Origin of the sequence: Lacinutrix jangbogonensis, assembly GCF_000797445.1 — a bacterium.
GTDB lineage: Bacteria > Bacteroidota > Bacteroidia > Flavobacteriales > Flavobacteriaceae > Lacinutrix > Lacinutrix jangbogonensis.
The window spans coordinates 291,135-307,333 of sequence record NZ_JSWF01000028.1 but is presented as its reverse complement, the minus strand read 5'-3'; the positions used below and the strand labels follow the sequence as shown (position 1 = coordinate 307,333).

The following is a 16,199-nucleotide window of genomic DNA, read 5'->3' as shown; positions in this document are numbered from 1 at the left end:
GCGCCTATTACTATTCTAGCCTTAAAACTCTTGTTTTTTTTGTCTCTACTGAAAATTCATCATTAAGGAACTGAATGTCTTCTGCGCTATCTTGAAGAATTACCACAGCATTTTCAATAGCTTTATTTGCTAAAGCTTCATCTAAACAAAATCTACTAATTCCAAATCCGCCTAAAGGTAATGGTGCAGAAATTAATTTTCCTTTGGTTGTAGATAATTGGAATTTATTGATTTTTTTTGCGCCTAGCTTAAAGACATCTAAATCTAAAAAGTCTAAGTATGGTAATACTTCGTTAGAAATGTATTCACCACAAACCTTGTGCTTGGGATAGCTGTTTTTTTCTATAAGTAAAACACTAAGTTTTGCTTTAGAAAGATGAATTGCACTAGACAAACCAGCCAATCCACCTCCAACTATAATGACATCAAAATTTACCTGAGTTGTATTCAATTTCTAGTTATCAATCTTTTTTATAAAGATAAGTCGAAATAGATTTAGATAACCTTAATAATTTTAAAATATTGATCCCTAAATTGAACCTCTTCGGAAACTATTTTTCCTAAAAGTAACTTCGCAATTGGTGTTTCTGGTGAAATGGCATAAAAATAATCTTTATCAATTGTTAGTTCTCCTGCACTAATACTTATAAAATAATTTAACTTATTAGTATAAACAACACTACCAAGTCTAGCTTTTTTAGAGTGATTTGAAACATCAATCTTAGCCAAATTTACTTTTATTTTAAGTATTTCGGCAAGTTGATTTCCTGCTTTTTCCCGCTCTAATTGTAACATTGCCCGTCCAGTTTCGTGCTTGTCTCCTGCGCTACTTTTGGTTTCAGAAAGTAAAGATTCTTGTATTTCATCCATTGTAGATTTAACCGTTAATAAGCGGTTGTCAATAAATTCTAAACATAGATTATATAGTTTTTCTTTTGTAGTCATTTTAATTCTTTTAATTCTAATGTGCCATAAAATTGCATCTGCTTTACAATCCATTCCTTTCTTTTCTCAATATAAACAGAAGCTGGATTTGCACGATATTTTCTAGGACTTGGCAATATTGATGCTATTGCTGCGGCTTCATAAGCTGATAGTTTTATTGCTGATTTTTTAAACCAATACTGCGATGCGGCTTCAATACCATAAACACCATTTCCCATCTCTATACTGTTTAAATACACTTCGAGAATTCGCTCTTTACTCCATATTTTTTCAATTAAAAAAGAAAAATACGTTTCTAAACCCTTTCGCAACCAGCTGCGTGCCGGCCATAAAAACACGTTTTTCGCCGTTTGCTGACTAATAGTACTTCCTCCTTTTATGCGTTTACCTTTCTTCTTATTATTATTGTAGGCTCTTTCTATAGCGTCGATATCGAAACCATTATGCTGTAAAAACTTCTGATCTTCACTGCAAATAACAGCTAATTGTATGTTTTTAGAAATATTCTCTATAGGAACCCAATCGTGATTCCACATTTTATTTTCTGAAGGGCTTTCAAAATAACGGATTACCATTAAAGGCGTTACAGGAACTGGCACGAACTTAAATAAAACGACTAAACCGATAGAAGATACCACACTCCAGAAAAATAGTTTAACAAAAAAACGAAATAATCTATTCATGAATTATTCTAATAAGTCTGCTAACTGCTTTCCAATAGTACTCCCTATTGCTACTCCCATTCCACCTAATCTTATACCACAAAACACATTATTACTCAATTGTTTTACTATTGGTTTTTTTTGACTACCAACTCCCATGATTCCACTCCATCTATGTTCAACCTCAAAAGGTATGTTAGGTAAAATGGTGGTTTTTAATAATTCTTCAAGTTTGTTTTGAATGAGATCTGTTTGAGACATTTCAGTGGTTTCTTCAGCTTTAAAATCGAGATTTCTTCCGCCTCCAAATAATATTCTATTATCTATATTTCTAAAATAATAGTAGCCTTCTTCTAAATGAAACGTGCCTTTTATGTGCAAGTTTTTAATTGGCTTTGTAATCAATACTTGAGCTCTTGCTGGCTTTACGCTTTCATTTAACAATTGCGAAGCAAAACCGTTTGTGGCAATTAATAACTTAGTGGTAGTGAATTCGAATTGGTTTGTTTTGATATTTACAGAGTTATTATTGTCTGAGAATTCTTCAACTAAAACGTTATTTAATATTTTAACGCCTTTTTCCTGTGCTTTCTTAAGCAAAGCATCCATCATTTTCCCTGTATCAATTTGACCTTCAAACTGATTAAAAATAGTGTTTTCTTGAACCATTTTAAATTGAAAGCTATTTGGTTTTAAGCTAAAAACATCTGCTTTAAATAATGGTTTTAAAAATTGGTTTATGGCCTCTCTTTTAGAAAGGCAAGCTTCAAATAAAGTAGTATCCTTTTCTGAAAACAATTCGTAGCCACCTAATGCTTTGTAATTGATGTTTTTGTCTCCTAAATTGTCTCTTAGTCGCTTTAAGCCTTTTTGTCTTTGGCTTACTAATTCTAAGACTTCAACTTGACTATGTTGTTTTAAATCGTCTAAAATTTCGCTTAAACTACCAAAACAGGCAAAGCCGGCATTCTTTGTACTTGCTCCTTGTGGTAGAAAGCCTTTTTCTAAAATTAAAATATTAGCTTTTGGAAACCGGTTTTTTAATTCTAGAGCACAATTAAGACCTACAATACCACTTCCAACTATAGTATAGTCGATATTGCTAAGCCAAGTTTTAATTTCCCAGTAAGACAAATTCATAAGCCTAATGTAGTTTAATTATTTGAGCTCTTAGAGCATAAAAAAACTCCGAAAATTACTTCCGGAGTTTTTAATTATATTAAAATTATTATTTATTCAACAATAATCTTTTTCGTTACTGTTCTAGTACCATCTTTTACATTAAGTAAATAAATACCAGATTGAACGTTTCCTATATTAATACTTTCGTTAAACGTCTGAGAAATACTGTACGCTTTATTATAAATAGAACGCCCTCTAATATCAAATACTGCAACTTCAACATTATTTGAGGTTGGTGTGAATTTAATATTAAACACTCCATTATTTGGATTAGGATAAACTTCTAAAGCATTATCTAAGCTGAAATTAGCTGTAGATAACAATGCAAGTTGAGTACCAAAGTAGTAAGTTCCTGCTACTCCTTTACTAAACGAACCTATTAACTCATGACCTGATCCAAACGGAGTAATAGAAATTACTGCAACTTCATCTGTATCTTCATTCTTTACATATAAGTCGTTTCTACTATTTCCTGTTACTGTTTCCCATCCTGCAATTTCAGTCTCAGTAAAATAAAACGTAATAATTGTTGCATCCGTAATACTCGAATTAACAGATGTTATATTAAACGTTTTTGCTGTTACAAATGAATCGGCATTTGTACCAAGATACATTACAGCATCAGCTCCTGCAGTTGCAATGTCTCTTGAAACTTGAGCTGTAGTACAGCCATAATCAAAACCATCTGTATTGTCTATATCGAGCATAATGTTTCCAGAAGTAGAATCTGTACAAAAAGCAATTCCAGTTGCATTTAGGTTAATAGATGCTCCTGTTGCACTGTTAACTGCAGTTTGGATAGTTGTTGCTACTTGTGAAGTTACTGTAACATCATCAACTAGAATAAAGTCTTCATCTGTACTTCCCCAATGTCTAAAAGCAATATAAACACTTGCTTGACCAGCAAATGCAGATATATCTAAAGAATGATTTTCAACTGTACCTGTATTTCCTGCATCACCTAAAACTTCAGTAAAAGAAGTCGCAGAACCTACAAGAGTAGTAATATTGTTTGTTGTACCAACGTAAACACTGTATTGTTCTTCATCCCAATCGAATGCAGCAACTAAAGTAGTCCAGTCTAAAACAATAGAACCTGTTGCCGATGATAAATCTATAGCTGAACTTACGGCCCAATTATCTGGCATTATAGCTCCTATGCCACCACCAAGCCAAGATCTTGAAACTAATCCAGGACTAGTTCCTGCATCAACAGTGGTTTGGTCTCCCCAATTGTATGTGTCACCATCATCATCGGTAAGTGTCCAATCTGAAAGATCTTCATCGTTAAAGTCATCTGAAAAATACGTTACTGTCGACACATCTGCAACAGCATTATCATCATTTAAAATGCTTATATCGAAAGTTGAATTATTTGCTACTGCGTCTCCACTTGTAGCGATATTAATTCCCAAAATAATTGTTTCAGAAGCCTCAACGAAACTGTCGTTAAAAACTCTAAGTGTTACACTATTCCCTCCTGTTGTTGCGCCTTGAGCAATTACTACTGAGTTATTTAATAATTCGAAATCTTCATTTTCTGTTGCTGTACCGGTGTTTACCAGAACAGCCGTAATACCTGCAGAAGCTATAGTACTCACTCCTAAGTCAATTACTACATCTGTAAAATTACAATCACTTCCTTCGTTAATTTCTGAGGGCAATGTTGATGTTATTGACACCGTTGGTTCAACACTACAAGCATTAGAAGTGTTTAATTCCATACGTCTTGGAGACGCACCCATAATCGCTTGAATTCTATCTTTTTGATTTTGAGTAAATGTATCCATACAAGCATCATTGGTATAATCCATATAATTTTGAACCATATCACCACCAGCTGAAGTTGGACATGAATCTGCGGAAAGGTTACAAGTATAATTTGCATCACCAGCATTAGGTGTATCTACACAAAAATCATCTGCAGAGCAGTCTCCATCTCCCCAAATGTGTAATAGTCCAACCCAATGTCCTACCTCGTGAGTCATTGTTCTACCTAAATTATATTGAGGGTTTAAAGTGAATGAGCCATCATCTAAATCCGCTGTTCCCATTGTATCAAACGCTGCTACAACACCATCTGTATTCGCAGAACCTCCTATTGCATTTAATCCTCCCAAACTTGGAGTGTTATTTGGAAATTGTGCATATCCTAAAAGATCTGATATTCCGCCATTTTGTAATGATAAACCTCCAACTCTTACGGTCCACATATTTAAATATTCAGTTGGATCCCATTGTGTAGCAGTTTTCATTTGTTGAACATCTGCAAAAGTCTCCCAATCTGCGCCATTTGTATCTGCAACATTATTAGAATATGGCGCTATATTATGTCTAACAACACCATTGGTAGCGACACCATTCTCATCTATTTGAGCAATACAAAAATTCAATTCTACATCCACAGCTAAACCTGTAGTGTTTGCTCCACCTCTTGATCCTGCAAGCCTTCTAAAATCTTCATTCATTACTTGAATTTGAGATAATGCTTGAGCATCAGAGATGTTTTCTCCTGTTCCTACAGCATCTCCATTGTGAACCACATGAATTACAATTGGGATATTAAATATAGTTAGAGAAGATTTTCCTGCTATTCTGTTTGCTTTAATTGCAGCAATTTTTGGAGCTAACCAATCTTCAAATTCTTGTCTTGTAGATCTGTCAGGAAATTGCTTTTGTAAAGAAATTTCGTATTCATCTGTTAAACAACGAGCATAACCTGTAGTATTAATTGATTTGATAGTTTCATCAGTTAATTCTAAAGCCTCTTGCGCATTCGCAGACGTTTTTTGTGCATTTATATTTTGTTGAGCAAACATAGTTGCGCAAGAAAAAAACAGTAATGATAATACAAAAAAAGTATTTTTTTTCATAGTGATTATTTTATGAGTTAATTTTTTATACATAAATTTAAGTAAAAATTTACTTAAGTTTCTTAAAATTGTGCTTTTTAACACTCTGGAAACAAAAAAACAGAGAATAATTAATCTATTTTAATCTTCAGTTGGTTTCTCCATTACAAAATCTTCCATAAATTTAGTCGTATAATTACCTGCTAAATAATCTGGATGTTCCATTAATTGTCTATGGAACGGAATTGTTGTTTTTATACCTTCTATTACAAATTCATCTAAAGCGCGCTTCATTTTATTAATGGCTTCTTCTCTTGTTTGCGCAGTAGTAATTAACTTGGCAATCATAGAATCGTAATTTGGAGGGATAGAATATCCTGCATATACGTGGGTATCTAAACGCACGCCATGACCTCCTGGCGCATGTAATGTTGTTATTTTTCCTGGTGAAGGTCTAAAGTCATTAAATGGATCTTCGGCATTAATTCTACATTCTATAGAGTGTAATTGTGGTAAATAATTTTTACCTGAAATTGGCACACCTGCAGCTACTAGAATTTGTTCACGAATTAAGTCGAAATCAATTACCTGTTCGGTAATTGGATGCTCTACTTGAATACGTGTATTCATTTCCATGAAGTAAAAGTTTCTGTTCTTATCTACTAAAAACTCTACCGTTCCTGCGCCTTCATATTTAATATATTCAGCTGCTTTCACTGCTGCCTCTCCCATTTTTTTACGTAAAGCGGGTGTCATAAATGGAGACGGTACTTCTTCTGTTAATTTTTGGTGTCGTCTTTGTATAGAACAATCTCTTTCAGAAAGGTGACAAGCTGTACCTTTAGAGTCGCCAACAATTTGAATTTCGATATGTCTTGGCTCTTCTATAAGCTTTTCCATATACATATCATCATTCCCAAATGCGGCTTTAGATTCTTGTCTAGCAGATTCCCATGCTTCTTGCAGGTCTTCTGGCTTCCATACTGCACGCATTCCTTTTCCACCACCACCAGCAGATGCTTTAAGCATTACTGGATAACCGGTTTCTTTGGCTATTTTTATACAGTCTTCGAAAGTTTCTATTACACCTTCACTTCCTGGAACAACAGGAACACCTGCTTCAATCATTGTTGATTTAGCATTGGCTTTATCTCCCATACGATCAATCATTTCAGGAGAGGCACCAATAAACTTAATTTCATGTTCGTTACAAATTTTAGAAAATTTAGCGTTTTCTGATAAAAACCCGTAACCTGGATGTATAGCATCTGCATTTGTAATTTCTGCTGCTGCTATAATATTAGACATTTTTAAGTATGATTCGCTACTTGGAGCTGGACCAATACAAACTGCTTCGTCTGCAAATTTAACGTGAAGACTTTCGGCATCTGCTGTAGAATAAACTGCTACTGTTTTAATGCCCATTTCTTTACAGGTTCTAATAACACGTAGTGCTATTTCTCCTCTATTTGCAATTAGTATTTTTTTAAACATAAATGCTGATTTAGATAAAATTAGAAAATTGGATTATTGCATTATTAGAATAGTAAACATCTAATAATCGAGAAATCTAATACTCTAAAATTAAGATGGATCTACTAAAAATAATGGTTGATCAAATTCTACTGGAGAAGCATCATCTACTAATACTTTAACTATTTTCCCTGAAACCTCAGATTCTATTTCGTTAAATAACTTCATAGCTTCAATAACACAAAGCACGTCTCCTTCAGCAATAGTTTGTCCTATTTCTACAAATAATGGTTTATCTGGAGATGGTTTTCTGTAAAATGTTCCAATAATTGGAGACTTTATCGTTATGTATTTAGAATCCTCACTTTCTGCTGGTGGAGTTACCGCTGCTGGCTCCGAAGTCGCTGGTGCTTGTACTGCTGACATTGGCATTTGTTGCATTTGCGCCATTGGCATTTGTTGTACAAAAGTTGTCTCGTCTGACCCTGTTTTAATTGTAATCTTAACGTCATCTGTTTCTAATTTAACCTCGCTTGCACCAGATTTTGCTACAAATTTGATTAAGTTTTGAATGTCTTTTAAATCCATAATTTTAGAGTTATTAAGTTTTTTTAGTTCGTTTTTTAAGAATTATACGCCCACTTTAAATATATTGAGCCCCATGTAAAGCCGCCTCCAAAAGCAGCAAAAATGATGTTATCTCCTTTTTTTAATTGCGACTCGTAATCGTTTAACAATAATGGTAATGTGGCAGAGGTTGTATTACCATACTTCTCTATGTTCATCATTACTTTTTTGCTATCCAATTCTATTCGTCTTGCTGTCGCATCAATAATTCTCTTATTTGCTTGATGAGCTGCCAACCAGGTTACGTCGTCTTTTGATAAATTGTTTCTTTTAAGAATTTTTTCAGCTACATCTGCCATATTAAAAACGGCATTTTTAAATACCGTTTTCCCGTCTTGGAAAACAAAATTCTCTTTTTTGGCTATAGTTTCTGCAGTAACTGGATACGAAGAACCGCTTGATTTTACTTGAAGGAATTCTCTACCTGCTCCATTACTTCTTAAATATTCGTCTTGCAGACCTAGGTCTTCTTCATTTGGTTGAAATAAAACAGCTCCAGCTCCATCACCAAAGATGATACATGTTGCTCTGTCTTCATAATTAATCATTGAAGAGTTTTTATCTGCTCCAATAAGTAATACATTTTTGTAGCGTCCTGACTCGATATATCGTGCTGCAGTAGACATGCCAAAGAGAAAACTAGAGCATGCTGCTTCCAAATCAAATGAAAAAGCATTTACAGCTCCAATTTGTGTAGCAGTATATGCTGCTGTTGATGCTGCTTGCATATCTGGTGTAGCGGTAGCCACAATAACCAATTCTATATCTTCAGGATTTATATTAGATTTTTCAAGAAGGTCTTGAGCGGCTTTAATAGCCATATAGGAAGTACCTTTACCTTCTCCTTTTAGGATACGACGTTCTTTGATACCTGTTCTGGAGGTAATCCATTCGTCGTTTGTATCAACCATAGATTCTAAGATCTTGTTGGTTAAAACGTACTCTGGCACATACGCGCCTACAGCTGTTATTGCCGCAGAGATTTTACTCATACTTTTAAGTTAATTTGACCAAAAACTGCTCGAAATCGCCAAAAAAAGACGAAATTTTATTAAAAATACCGAATTCTGGTTAATTACGTGCAAATTAAGTTGTTTTTAACTGAAAGAAAAATATATAACAAAAAAAACGCTCACAAGTGAGCGTTTTTCTATATGCATGCATAGTAAATTATGCAATATTCTCTTCTACCACAGCATTGTCAATTAAAACTTGACCTCTGTAATATAATTTACCTTCGAACCAATGTGCTCTATGGTATAAGTGCGGCTCACCAGTTGTTGGGCAAGTTGCAACTTGTGGCGCAGTTGCTTTGTAATGTGTTCTTCTTTTATCTCTTCTTGTTTTTGAGATTTTTCTTTTAGGATGTGCCATTTTATTATTTTATTTATCCGTTAATAGTTTCTTTAATGTATTCCAACGAGGATCTGTTTCCTCTTGGTCTTCTTTTATATCCTTTTCCTTAGGACTTAACTCTTCTAATTTTTCGAGTATGTCTGAATCTAAAGTGCCATCTTCAACTCCAGGATGAATACGTTTTGTTGGCATAGCTAATACAATTAATTCATATACATATTGTTGTATACTTATCTCGTATTCCCCATGAGAAATAATAAGAATATCTATATTCTCATCATTATATTCATCACCAAACTTAACTACCAAATCGAAATCATTTTCAAGTGGTTGATTGTAAGGCTCATTTGTAACGTCGCAATTAACGTTTACTGTTCCTGAAACTTCAAAATGTAGTTCTAAAAGCGTTGCCTTTTTTTCAAATGCAACATTAACTTTTAAATCACTACTGTTAAAGTCTTCATACTCAAAATATTCAAAGAACTTATTATCTATATTAAAATCAAAATTATGTTTGCCTAATTTTAAACCGACAAAAGGAATTGTAAACTCTTTCAATGGTTTCATTATCACATCTATTTTGAGCCTGCAAATATACAAATTTTTATTAACTGCACAGACTTATCAACAATTTTTTGTTTACTTCTTTTTTGATTCGTATTTTCTTTCATCAAAACGCTTCCTTTTACTTATTGCTAAAGGATTTTTATTTAGCTCTTCAAACTCATTTCTATTATTAAAAATACTAACCGCTGTAAATATTGCTTCTTTAAAAGAACTAGTATCTGCTTGTCCTTTACCCGCTATTTCATATGCCGTGCCATGATCTGGCGAAGTTCTTACTCTATTTAATCCTGCAGTAAAGTTTACACCTTGACCAAAGGATAATGTTTTAAATGGTATTAAACCTTGATCATGATAGGATGCAATTATAGCATCAAAACTTTTATAATTATCACTCCCAAAAAAACTATCTGCAGCATATGGTCCAAAAACTAATTTTCCAGTTTCCTTAATTTTTTTAAGTGTAGGTCTCATTATGGTATCATCTTCATCTCCAATTACACCATTATCTCCTGTATGCGGGTTTATACCTAAAACTGCAATTTTAGGTTTACTAATTCTAAAATCTTTTTTTAAAGAATTATAAACCGTCTCTATCTTTTTTGTTATTAATTCTGAAGAAATATGGCTTGAAACATCTTTTACTGGAACATGGTCGGTTAATAAACCAACTCTTAAAGTATCAGTAACCATAAACATTAGGCTATCTCCTTCTAATTCTTGAGCCAGATAATCTGTGTGCCCAGGAAATTTAAAGGTTTCAGATTGAATATTACTTTTATTTATTGGAGCTGTTACTAAAATATCTATAGTTTGATCCTTTAAAGCTTTGGTTGCGCTTTCTAGAGATTTTATAGCATACTCACCAATTTTAACATCCTCTTGACCAAAATTAATGTTCACATTTTCTTTCCAACAATTAAGAACGTTTACTTTACCATGAAGAATTTCGTTTGTGTTATTAATTCCGTTTAAACTAATGTTTAATTTAAAATGGTTTTTAACAAAAGTCATTGTTTTAGTGGATGCAAAAATTACTGGAGTATAAAAATCCAACATTCTATTGTCTTCAAAAATTTTTAATACAATTTCTGAACCTATACCGTTTAAATCTCCTATAGAGATGCCTAAAATTATTTTTTCTTCTCTCTTCATTAATAATGCTAACTATTGTTCGTAATTTTATACTCGCAAATCTAACCAAATAATATAGTTTAAAGTATGTTTACAGGAATTATTGAAACCTTAGGTCGTGTTACAAATCTTAAATATGAATTAAATAATTTACATATTACCATTGAAAGTAGTATTGCAAATGAGCTAAAGATAGACCAAAGTGTTGCTCACAATGGTGTTTGCCTAACGGTTATAAACATTAATGATAATTGTTATACCGTTACTGCAATTAAAGAAACTTTAGATAAAACTAATATTGGACGTTTAGAAATTTCTAATGTTATAAATCTTGAACGCGCTATGAAACTTGGAGATAGACTAGATGGACATATTGTGCAGGGTCACGTGGACCAAACGGCAGAATGTGTTCATGTTGAAGAGACCCAAGGAAGCTGGCTTTATACTTTTAATTACGATTCTTTATTAAATAATATTACTATTGAAAAAGGATCTATAACCGTTAACGGAGTAAGCTTAACAGTTGTAAACTCTAAACGCGATAGGTTTAGCGTAGCCATAATTCCATATACTTACGAGCATACTAATTTTAAAACCTTTAAAATTGGTTCTATTGTAAATTTAGAGTTTGATGTAATTGGAAAATACGTTTCGAGATTAAACGCTTTAAAAAATTAAATTGCTTTTTTTTGAAAGTATATATTTTGTAGATGCCATACAAAATAGCTGCTGCTGCTAATATTAATATACTACTATCTATAGGTAAATCATCTCCAGGAGGTCCAGGAGGTCTTCCTGATGGAGAAGGCGGTAATTGTGCTGTACAGACAAAACTTATTAATACAAATAAGATAGAGGCAATTATTTTTTTATTTGGGATCATGTATTGTTTCTAAGTTGGTAAATTTATAAAAAAAACTCTGTTAACAAAACTTTTAGATCAGTTTTTGTAAAAAACCCCTACGAACGGCTATTTTTTATCGATGAAATACCTAATTTACACTAAGTTTGTCCTTTTTATTACAAATGAAGTCGGAAAAAAAAACTTAATGTTAATAAGTTTTTAGCAAAAAAAAGCCTTTCAACTTAATGAAAGGCTTTACAATTTTTAAAAGTGGTCCCACTTGGGCTCGAACCAAGGACCACCTGATTATGAGTCAGGTGCTCTAACCAACTGAGCTATGGGACCAAAATTGGTGTGCAAATCTAATATTAATTTTAAGATTCTACAAGATTTATTTCTTTATATATTCCTTTATTTCTTGACAAAGCTCAATTAAAACTCCATTTGACGTTTTTGGGTGCAGAAAAGCAACTAATTTGTTATCGGCTCCTTTCTTTGGTATTTCATTTAAAACAATAAAACCTTCGGACTTTAATCTTGTAATTTCTGCTTCAATATCATCAACATCAAAAGCAATATGGTGAATACCTTCTCCTTTCTTGTTAATAAACTTAGCTATAGGACTATCTTCTTTTGTCGCTTCTAACAATTCGATTTTGTTTTCTCCAATCTGAAAGAAGGATGTGTTCACGCCTTCAGACTTTACTTCCTCTACTTTATAATGTGGCTCTCCAAAAAGTTTTGCAAACAATTCGTTCGAATCTTTTAAACTCTTTACAGCAATCCCTATATGTTCAATTTTTTTCATTTAATACTCTGTTTTATTATTTCCGCGAAAGCGAAAATATCATTTTTATATTGTTTATTCTTTTTACAACCTTATTATAAGGTACAATTTTTGCTTTCAAAAATACTATAATATTTAAAAAGCGTATTTTTGCAATCTATATAACCCAAAATAATTGGGAGCAATACACATAATGAAAACAGAAGAAAGTCAAAGACAAAAAAAATAGGATCGGTATTACAACGCGATCTCGTAGATATTTTACAAACAGCAGCGACTCAAGGTGGCATGCGAGGTGTTATTATTTCGGTTTCTAAGGTTTCGGTAACCGTAGATTTATCAGTAGCAAAGGTGTATTTAAGCATTTTTCCAAACGATAAAGCAAAGGAATTGGTAGAAGGCATAAAGTCTAATCAACCGTTTATACGTCACGAATTAGCCCAACGTACAAGAAACCAATTACGCAGAATGCCACAACTTTACTTTTTTGTGGACGATTCTCTAGAGCATATCGATAAAATCGAGCAATCTTTAAAAGGTACTGATAACCCATTAAAAGATCCAGACCTTTTTGGGAAACGTAAAAAATCTTAAACTGTTTGAGCTTTCCTCTTTACATCGCAAAACGCTATTTACGTTCTAAAAGCAGCAATAATGCGATTAATTTTATAACCTATATAGCCATTGCCGGTATTATATTAGGATCTGCATCCTTATTTATTGTATTGTCTGGTTTTGCTGGTCTGCGTGACTTTACGCTTCAGTTTACAACTGTAATCGATCCTGATTTAAAAGCAGAAACCAACATTGGAAAATCTTTTTTTATTGAACCTAATACAGAAGAAAAACTAAATGCAATCGGTGGTATTGCTAGCTATTCTAAAGTAATAGAAGAGCGTGTAATTGCTTCTTTCGATGGTAATAAAAAAGCCCTGTATATAAAAGGAGTTGATGCCAATTATAAAAAAATAAATACATTAGATTCAATTCTATGGCGTGGTAGTTGGCTAACAGAAAAAACCAACCAAGTTGTAGTAGGAGCTGGAGTATCTCACAGTTTAAATATTGGAGTTTTAGATTACGGTAAACGCATCTCTCTATTTGTACCAAAACCAGGGAAAGGACAAATAACGTCTATAGAACAAGCTTTCAATCAAGTGCAAACCATAAATGTTGGTGTATTTGGAGTAAACGATAAATTAGACGACAGTCATATTTTCGCTAGTTTAGATCTCGCACAAGAACTTCTTAATTTTAAAGAAAACCAGATTACAAATTTAGAGTTTAGATTAAAAGAAGATGCAGACGAGGAGGAAGTAACGTCTCAAATTCAAGCCGTTTTAGGAAACACTATTACCTTAAAAAATACAGCACAACTAAACGACACGTTGTATAAAATGCTTAATACCGAAAACCTTGCTGTTTACCTCATTTTCACATTAATACTCATCATCGCATTTTTTAATGTCGTTGGGTCTTTAATAATGATGATGCTCGATAAAAAGAAAAGTCTCAATACCCTATTTAACATTGGAGCCACAGTAAAAGACATTAGAAGAATTTTCTTTTTACAAGGCACCTTAATGAGTGTTTTTGGAGGAATAATTGGATTGGTAGTTAGTACGTTTTTAATATTATTTCAGCTTTACGGTCCAGATAGTATGAAAGTAATGATAACACAAAACTTAGCTTATCCTGTATCCTTTCATGCTAAAAACCTTGTTATTGTTTTCTTAACGATCACTTTTCTAGGCATTATAGCATCAAAAATTGCTTCGGTTCGTATTACTAAAAACATGGTGAAAACTAGTTAAATTATTTGGTCGAGTTGCCTAAAAAAGGCAAGCAGGCTTTACTCATTGGTTTATCTTTTAAATAAATGAAATCGTGAATATAAATATTTTACTACTTGCGCTCTACGAGGAGCTCAAACAGACCGTTCAATCCTTCTCGCGGGTGCTTACAAAGTTCTTTTATTAAATCGAAATTTTTTTTACTTAAAAGGTTAATATTTGTTGCAGCTTCCCGCAATTAACAAACGCTCCGTTTTTAATATTAGATTAAAACACATCGCTCTTTAACTAAAGAGAGTCGTTAGTAAAATTAATTTGTGAGCATTGGAATATTGTTATTGCTTTTTGGAGTTTTAATTCTCTATTCCATAAACTCATAATCACCAAACTTCTGTAAAACCTCATCAAAAGCAGCAAAAACATCTATAGAAGCGTCACTTGTTACCATTTTCATTCTGTGCTCCTTGAAGTGTGGAATCCCTTTAAAGTAATTTGTGTAGTGTCTTCTGGTTTCAAAAACACCAAGAATTTCACCTTTCCAATCAATAGCCATTTGTAAGTGTCTACGAGCAGCTTCTACACGCTCTTGCATAGTAATTGGTCTGTAGTGTTCTCCTGTTTCAAAAAAGTGTTTTACTTGTTTAAAAAACCATGGATTACCAATGGTTGCTCTACCAATCATGCAGCCGTCTAAACCATAATCATCTCGCATTTCCATTGCACGTTCTGGAGTTGTTACATCTCCATTTCCAAATACAGGAATATGCATTCTTGGGTTATTTTTTACTGCAGCAATGGGTTTCCAATCTGCATCACCTTTATACATTTGTGCTCTGGTTCTACCATGAATTGCAATAGCTTTACAACCTACATCTTGCAATCTTTCGGCAACCTCAACAATTCTAATAGAATCGTCATCCCAGCCTAAACGTGTTTTTACAGTAATTGGAATAATAGTGCGTTTAACCATTTCGGCAGTCAACTGTTCCATTAAACAGATGTCTTTTAAAATACCTGCTCCTGCTCCTTTACTTACTACTTTTTTTACTGGACAACCAAAATTAATATCAATAATATCTGGTTTAGAAGCAGTTACAATATCTATAGTTTCTAGCATACTTTCCATATTAGCTCCAAATATTTGAATGCCAACAGGTCGCTCCTTTTCATAAATATCAAGTTTCATAACGCTTTTCGCAGCATTACGAATCAAGCCTTCACTACTTACAAACTCGGTATACACAACATCTGCGCCTTGTTCTTTACATAATGCACGAAAAGGTGGATCGCTAACATCTTCCATTGGTGCTAAAAGCAATGGGAAATCTGGAAGTTCTATGGTGTCTATTTTTACCAAGATGTTTAATTTTTGGGCAAAATTAATACTTTTTTATGAAGAATACTAAAATGTAATTTGCACTTAATATAAATGTTAAGTGTTTATACTCTTTTCTTGTTATAAGTATATACACGTTAAAACGGATTGAAATTCAGACATATCTTTGGAACTAACAAAACAAATAAAATATGTCAAAACAAGTTATCACAGCGTCACATGCAACTTTTAGTGTTGTATTAAGTAATGCCTTTCAAGGAACACCTGTTTTAGAAAACCCAGTATGTGAGTACAATTATCTTTGGGATTTTGAAAAGAACATGGGAATAGCAAAATTAATATCTGTTAATGGTACTCCTGTAAACATTACTTTACATCCCTTAGGTATTAAAGGGTATTTAGATTTTATGTCGGACATCCCTCCAACAAAATATAGTATAAGTGCTGATCCTGGTAATAGTATTGCTTTAATAGATGTTACTATTTATCGGGTAATATTAGACATTGACCTTGAAACAGGAGCAAGATCAGCAGCAATTATGTTTAATACCGATGGTTCTACTATACAAACTACATCCAATTTTAGTGATGAATCTTCTAGACTATAAGTCAATTTATTACTTCTTATAATTTAATGTTTGAAA

At 33.0% G+C, this 16,199-nt stretch carries 19 protein-coding genes and 1 tRNA gene; 5 read left to right on the top strand and 15 right to left on the bottom strand.

The annotated features are described in order from the left end of the window. Window positions 1-10: 10 nt before the first annotated feature. The 11 genes from RH82_RS19120 to pdxA form a co-directional block, all read right to left on the bottom strand. Window positions 11-451: an NAD(P)/FAD-dependent oxidoreductase gene (locus RH82_RS19120; protein ID WP_316930925.1), complete on the bottom strand. Its 441-nt coding sequence runs from the start codon at window positions 449-451 to the stop codon at window positions 11-13. Between the two features lie 44 nt (window positions 452-495). Then, complete coding sequence (locus RH82_RS10330) at window positions 496-945, bottom strand: 3-oxoacyl-ACP synthase (RefSeq protein WP_034060582.1); 450 nt, start codon at window positions 943-945, stop codon at window positions 496-498. Beyond that, window positions 942-1,628: a monofunctional biosynthetic peptidoglycan transglycosylase gene (gene mtgA / locus RH82_RS10325; RefSeq protein ID WP_034060505.1), complete on the bottom strand. Its 687-nt coding sequence runs from the start codon at window positions 1,626-1,628 to the stop codon at window positions 942-944. The genes RH82_RS10330 and mtgA overlap by 4 nt, the downstream gene beginning before the upstream one ends. A 3-nt stretch (window positions 1,629-1,631) precedes the next feature. Next, window positions 1,632-2,747, bottom strand: a complete 1,116-nt coding sequence (locus RH82_RS10320; protein ID WP_034060503.1) for an NAD(P)/FAD-dependent oxidoreductase — start codon at window positions 2,745-2,747, stop codon at window positions 1,632-1,634. Between the two features lie 92 nt (window positions 2,748-2,839). After that, the gene (locus RH82_RS10315) at window positions 2,840-5,662 is read right to left on the bottom strand and encodes a T9SS type A sorting domain-containing protein (RefSeq protein WP_034060581.1); all 2,823 of its coding nucleotides are present in this window, start codon (window positions 5,660-5,662) and stop codon (window positions 2,840-2,842) included. Window positions 5,663-5,782: 120 nt separating this feature from the next. Beyond that, window positions 5,783-7,135 (bottom strand): acetyl-CoA carboxylase biotin carboxylase subunit, encoded by a 1,353-nt coding sequence (accC, locus tag RH82_RS10310; protein WP_034060501.1) that lies wholly within the window; start codon window positions 7,133-7,135, stop codon window positions 5,783-5,785. A gap of 90 nt (window positions 7,136-7,225) precedes the next feature. Further along, a complete protein-coding gene (accB, locus tag RH82_RS10305; RefSeq protein ID WP_034060499.1) occupies window positions 7,226-7,702 on the bottom strand; it encodes an acetyl-CoA carboxylase biotin carboxyl carrier protein in 477 nt (158 codons plus the stop codon). Window positions 7,703-7,737: 35 nt separating this feature from the next. After that, complete coding sequence (locus RH82_RS10300; protein ID WP_034060497.1) at window positions 7,738-8,733, bottom strand: beta-ketoacyl-ACP synthase III; 996 nt, start codon at window positions 8,731-8,733, stop codon at window positions 7,738-7,740. A 178-nt stretch (window positions 8,734-8,911) separates the two neighbouring features. After that, window positions 8,912-9,115: a 50S ribosomal protein L32 gene (gene rpmF / locus RH82_RS10295; protein WP_034060496.1), complete on the bottom strand. Its 204-nt coding sequence runs from the start codon at window positions 9,113-9,115 to the stop codon at window positions 8,912-8,914. Between the two features lie 9 nt (window positions 9,116-9,124). Next, window positions 9,125-9,664, bottom strand: coding sequence for a YceD family protein (locus RH82_RS10290; protein WP_034060495.1), 540 nt, complete (start codon window positions 9,662-9,664; stop codon window positions 9,125-9,127). A gap of 72 nt (window positions 9,665-9,736) precedes the next feature. Beyond that, a complete protein-coding gene (gene pdxA / locus RH82_RS10285) occupies window positions 9,737-10,816 on the bottom strand; it encodes a 4-hydroxythreonine-4-phosphate dehydrogenase PdxA (RefSeq protein WP_034060493.1) in 1,080 nt (359 codons plus the stop codon). A 66-nt stretch (window positions 10,817-10,882) separates the two neighbouring features. On the opposite strand from pdxA, the gene RH82_RS10280 reads away from it, so the two are divergent. Next, window positions 10,883-11,473, top strand: coding sequence for a riboflavin synthase (locus RH82_RS10280; RefSeq protein WP_034060492.1), 591 nt, complete (start codon window positions 10,883-10,885; stop codon window positions 11,471-11,473). Here RH82_RS10280 and RH82_RS19250 read toward each other — a convergent pair. Further along, a complete protein-coding gene (locus RH82_RS19250; RefSeq protein WP_394330731.1) occupies window positions 11,406-11,555 on the bottom strand; it encodes a hypothetical protein in 150 nt (49 codons plus the stop codon). The two genes, RH82_RS10280 and RH82_RS19250, sit on opposite strands and share 68 nt — an antisense overlap. Here RH82_RS19250 and RH82_RS18405 point away from each other — a divergent pair. Next, the gene (locus tag RH82_RS18405) at window positions 11,506-11,691 is read left to right on the top strand and encodes a hypothetical protein (RefSeq protein ID WP_034060491.1); all 186 of its coding nucleotides are present in this window, start codon (window positions 11,506-11,508) and stop codon (window positions 11,689-11,691) included. The genes RH82_RS19250 and RH82_RS18405 overlap by 50 nt on opposite strands. Before the next feature lie 219 nt (window positions 11,692-11,910). On the opposite strand, the gene RH82_RS10270 is transcribed toward RH82_RS18405, so the two are convergent. Further along, window positions 11,911-11,984: transfer RNA gene (locus RH82_RS10270), tRNA-Ile, on the bottom strand. A gap of 46 nt (window positions 11,985-12,030) precedes the next feature. After that, window positions 12,031-12,447 carry a methylmalonyl-CoA epimerase gene (gene mce / locus RH82_RS10265; RefSeq protein WP_034060489.1) on the bottom strand — a complete coding sequence of 139 codons (417 nt, stop codon included), beginning with the start codon at window positions 12,445-12,447 and terminating at the stop codon, window positions 12,031-12,033. A gap of 150 nt (window positions 12,448-12,597) precedes the next feature. On the opposite strand from mce, the gene rbfA reads away from it, so the two are divergent. Both rbfA and RH82_RS10255 read left to right on the top strand, forming a co-directional pair. Then, window positions 12,598-13,020 (top strand): 30S ribosome-binding factor RbfA, encoded by a 423-nt coding sequence (gene rbfA / locus RH82_RS10260; RefSeq protein ID WP_394330730.1) that lies wholly within the window; start codon window positions 12,598-12,600, stop codon window positions 13,018-13,020. A gap of 5 nt (window positions 13,021-13,025) precedes the next feature. After that, window positions 13,026-14,240 (top strand): ABC transporter permease, encoded by a 1,215-nt coding sequence (locus RH82_RS10255; protein WP_034060485.1) that lies wholly within the window; start codon window positions 13,026-13,028, stop codon window positions 14,238-14,240. Window positions 14,241-14,580: 340 nt separating this feature from the next. Here the strand turns inward: RH82_RS10255 and dusB are convergent, their stop codons facing one another. Beyond that, window positions 14,581-15,576 carry a tRNA dihydrouridine synthase DusB gene (gene dusB, locus RH82_RS10250; RefSeq protein ID WP_034060484.1) on the bottom strand — a complete coding sequence of 332 codons (996 nt, stop codon included), beginning with the start codon at window positions 15,574-15,576 and terminating at the stop codon, window positions 14,581-14,583. Window positions 15,577-15,746: 170 nt separating this feature from the next. Between dusB and RH82_RS10245 the strand changes: the two genes are divergently transcribed. Next, on the top strand, window positions 15,747-16,163 hold the full coding sequence (locus RH82_RS10245; RefSeq protein WP_034060483.1) for a hypothetical protein: 417 nt from the start codon (window positions 15,747-15,749) through the stop codon (window positions 16,161-16,163). Window positions 16,164-16,199: the final 36 nt, after the last annotated feature.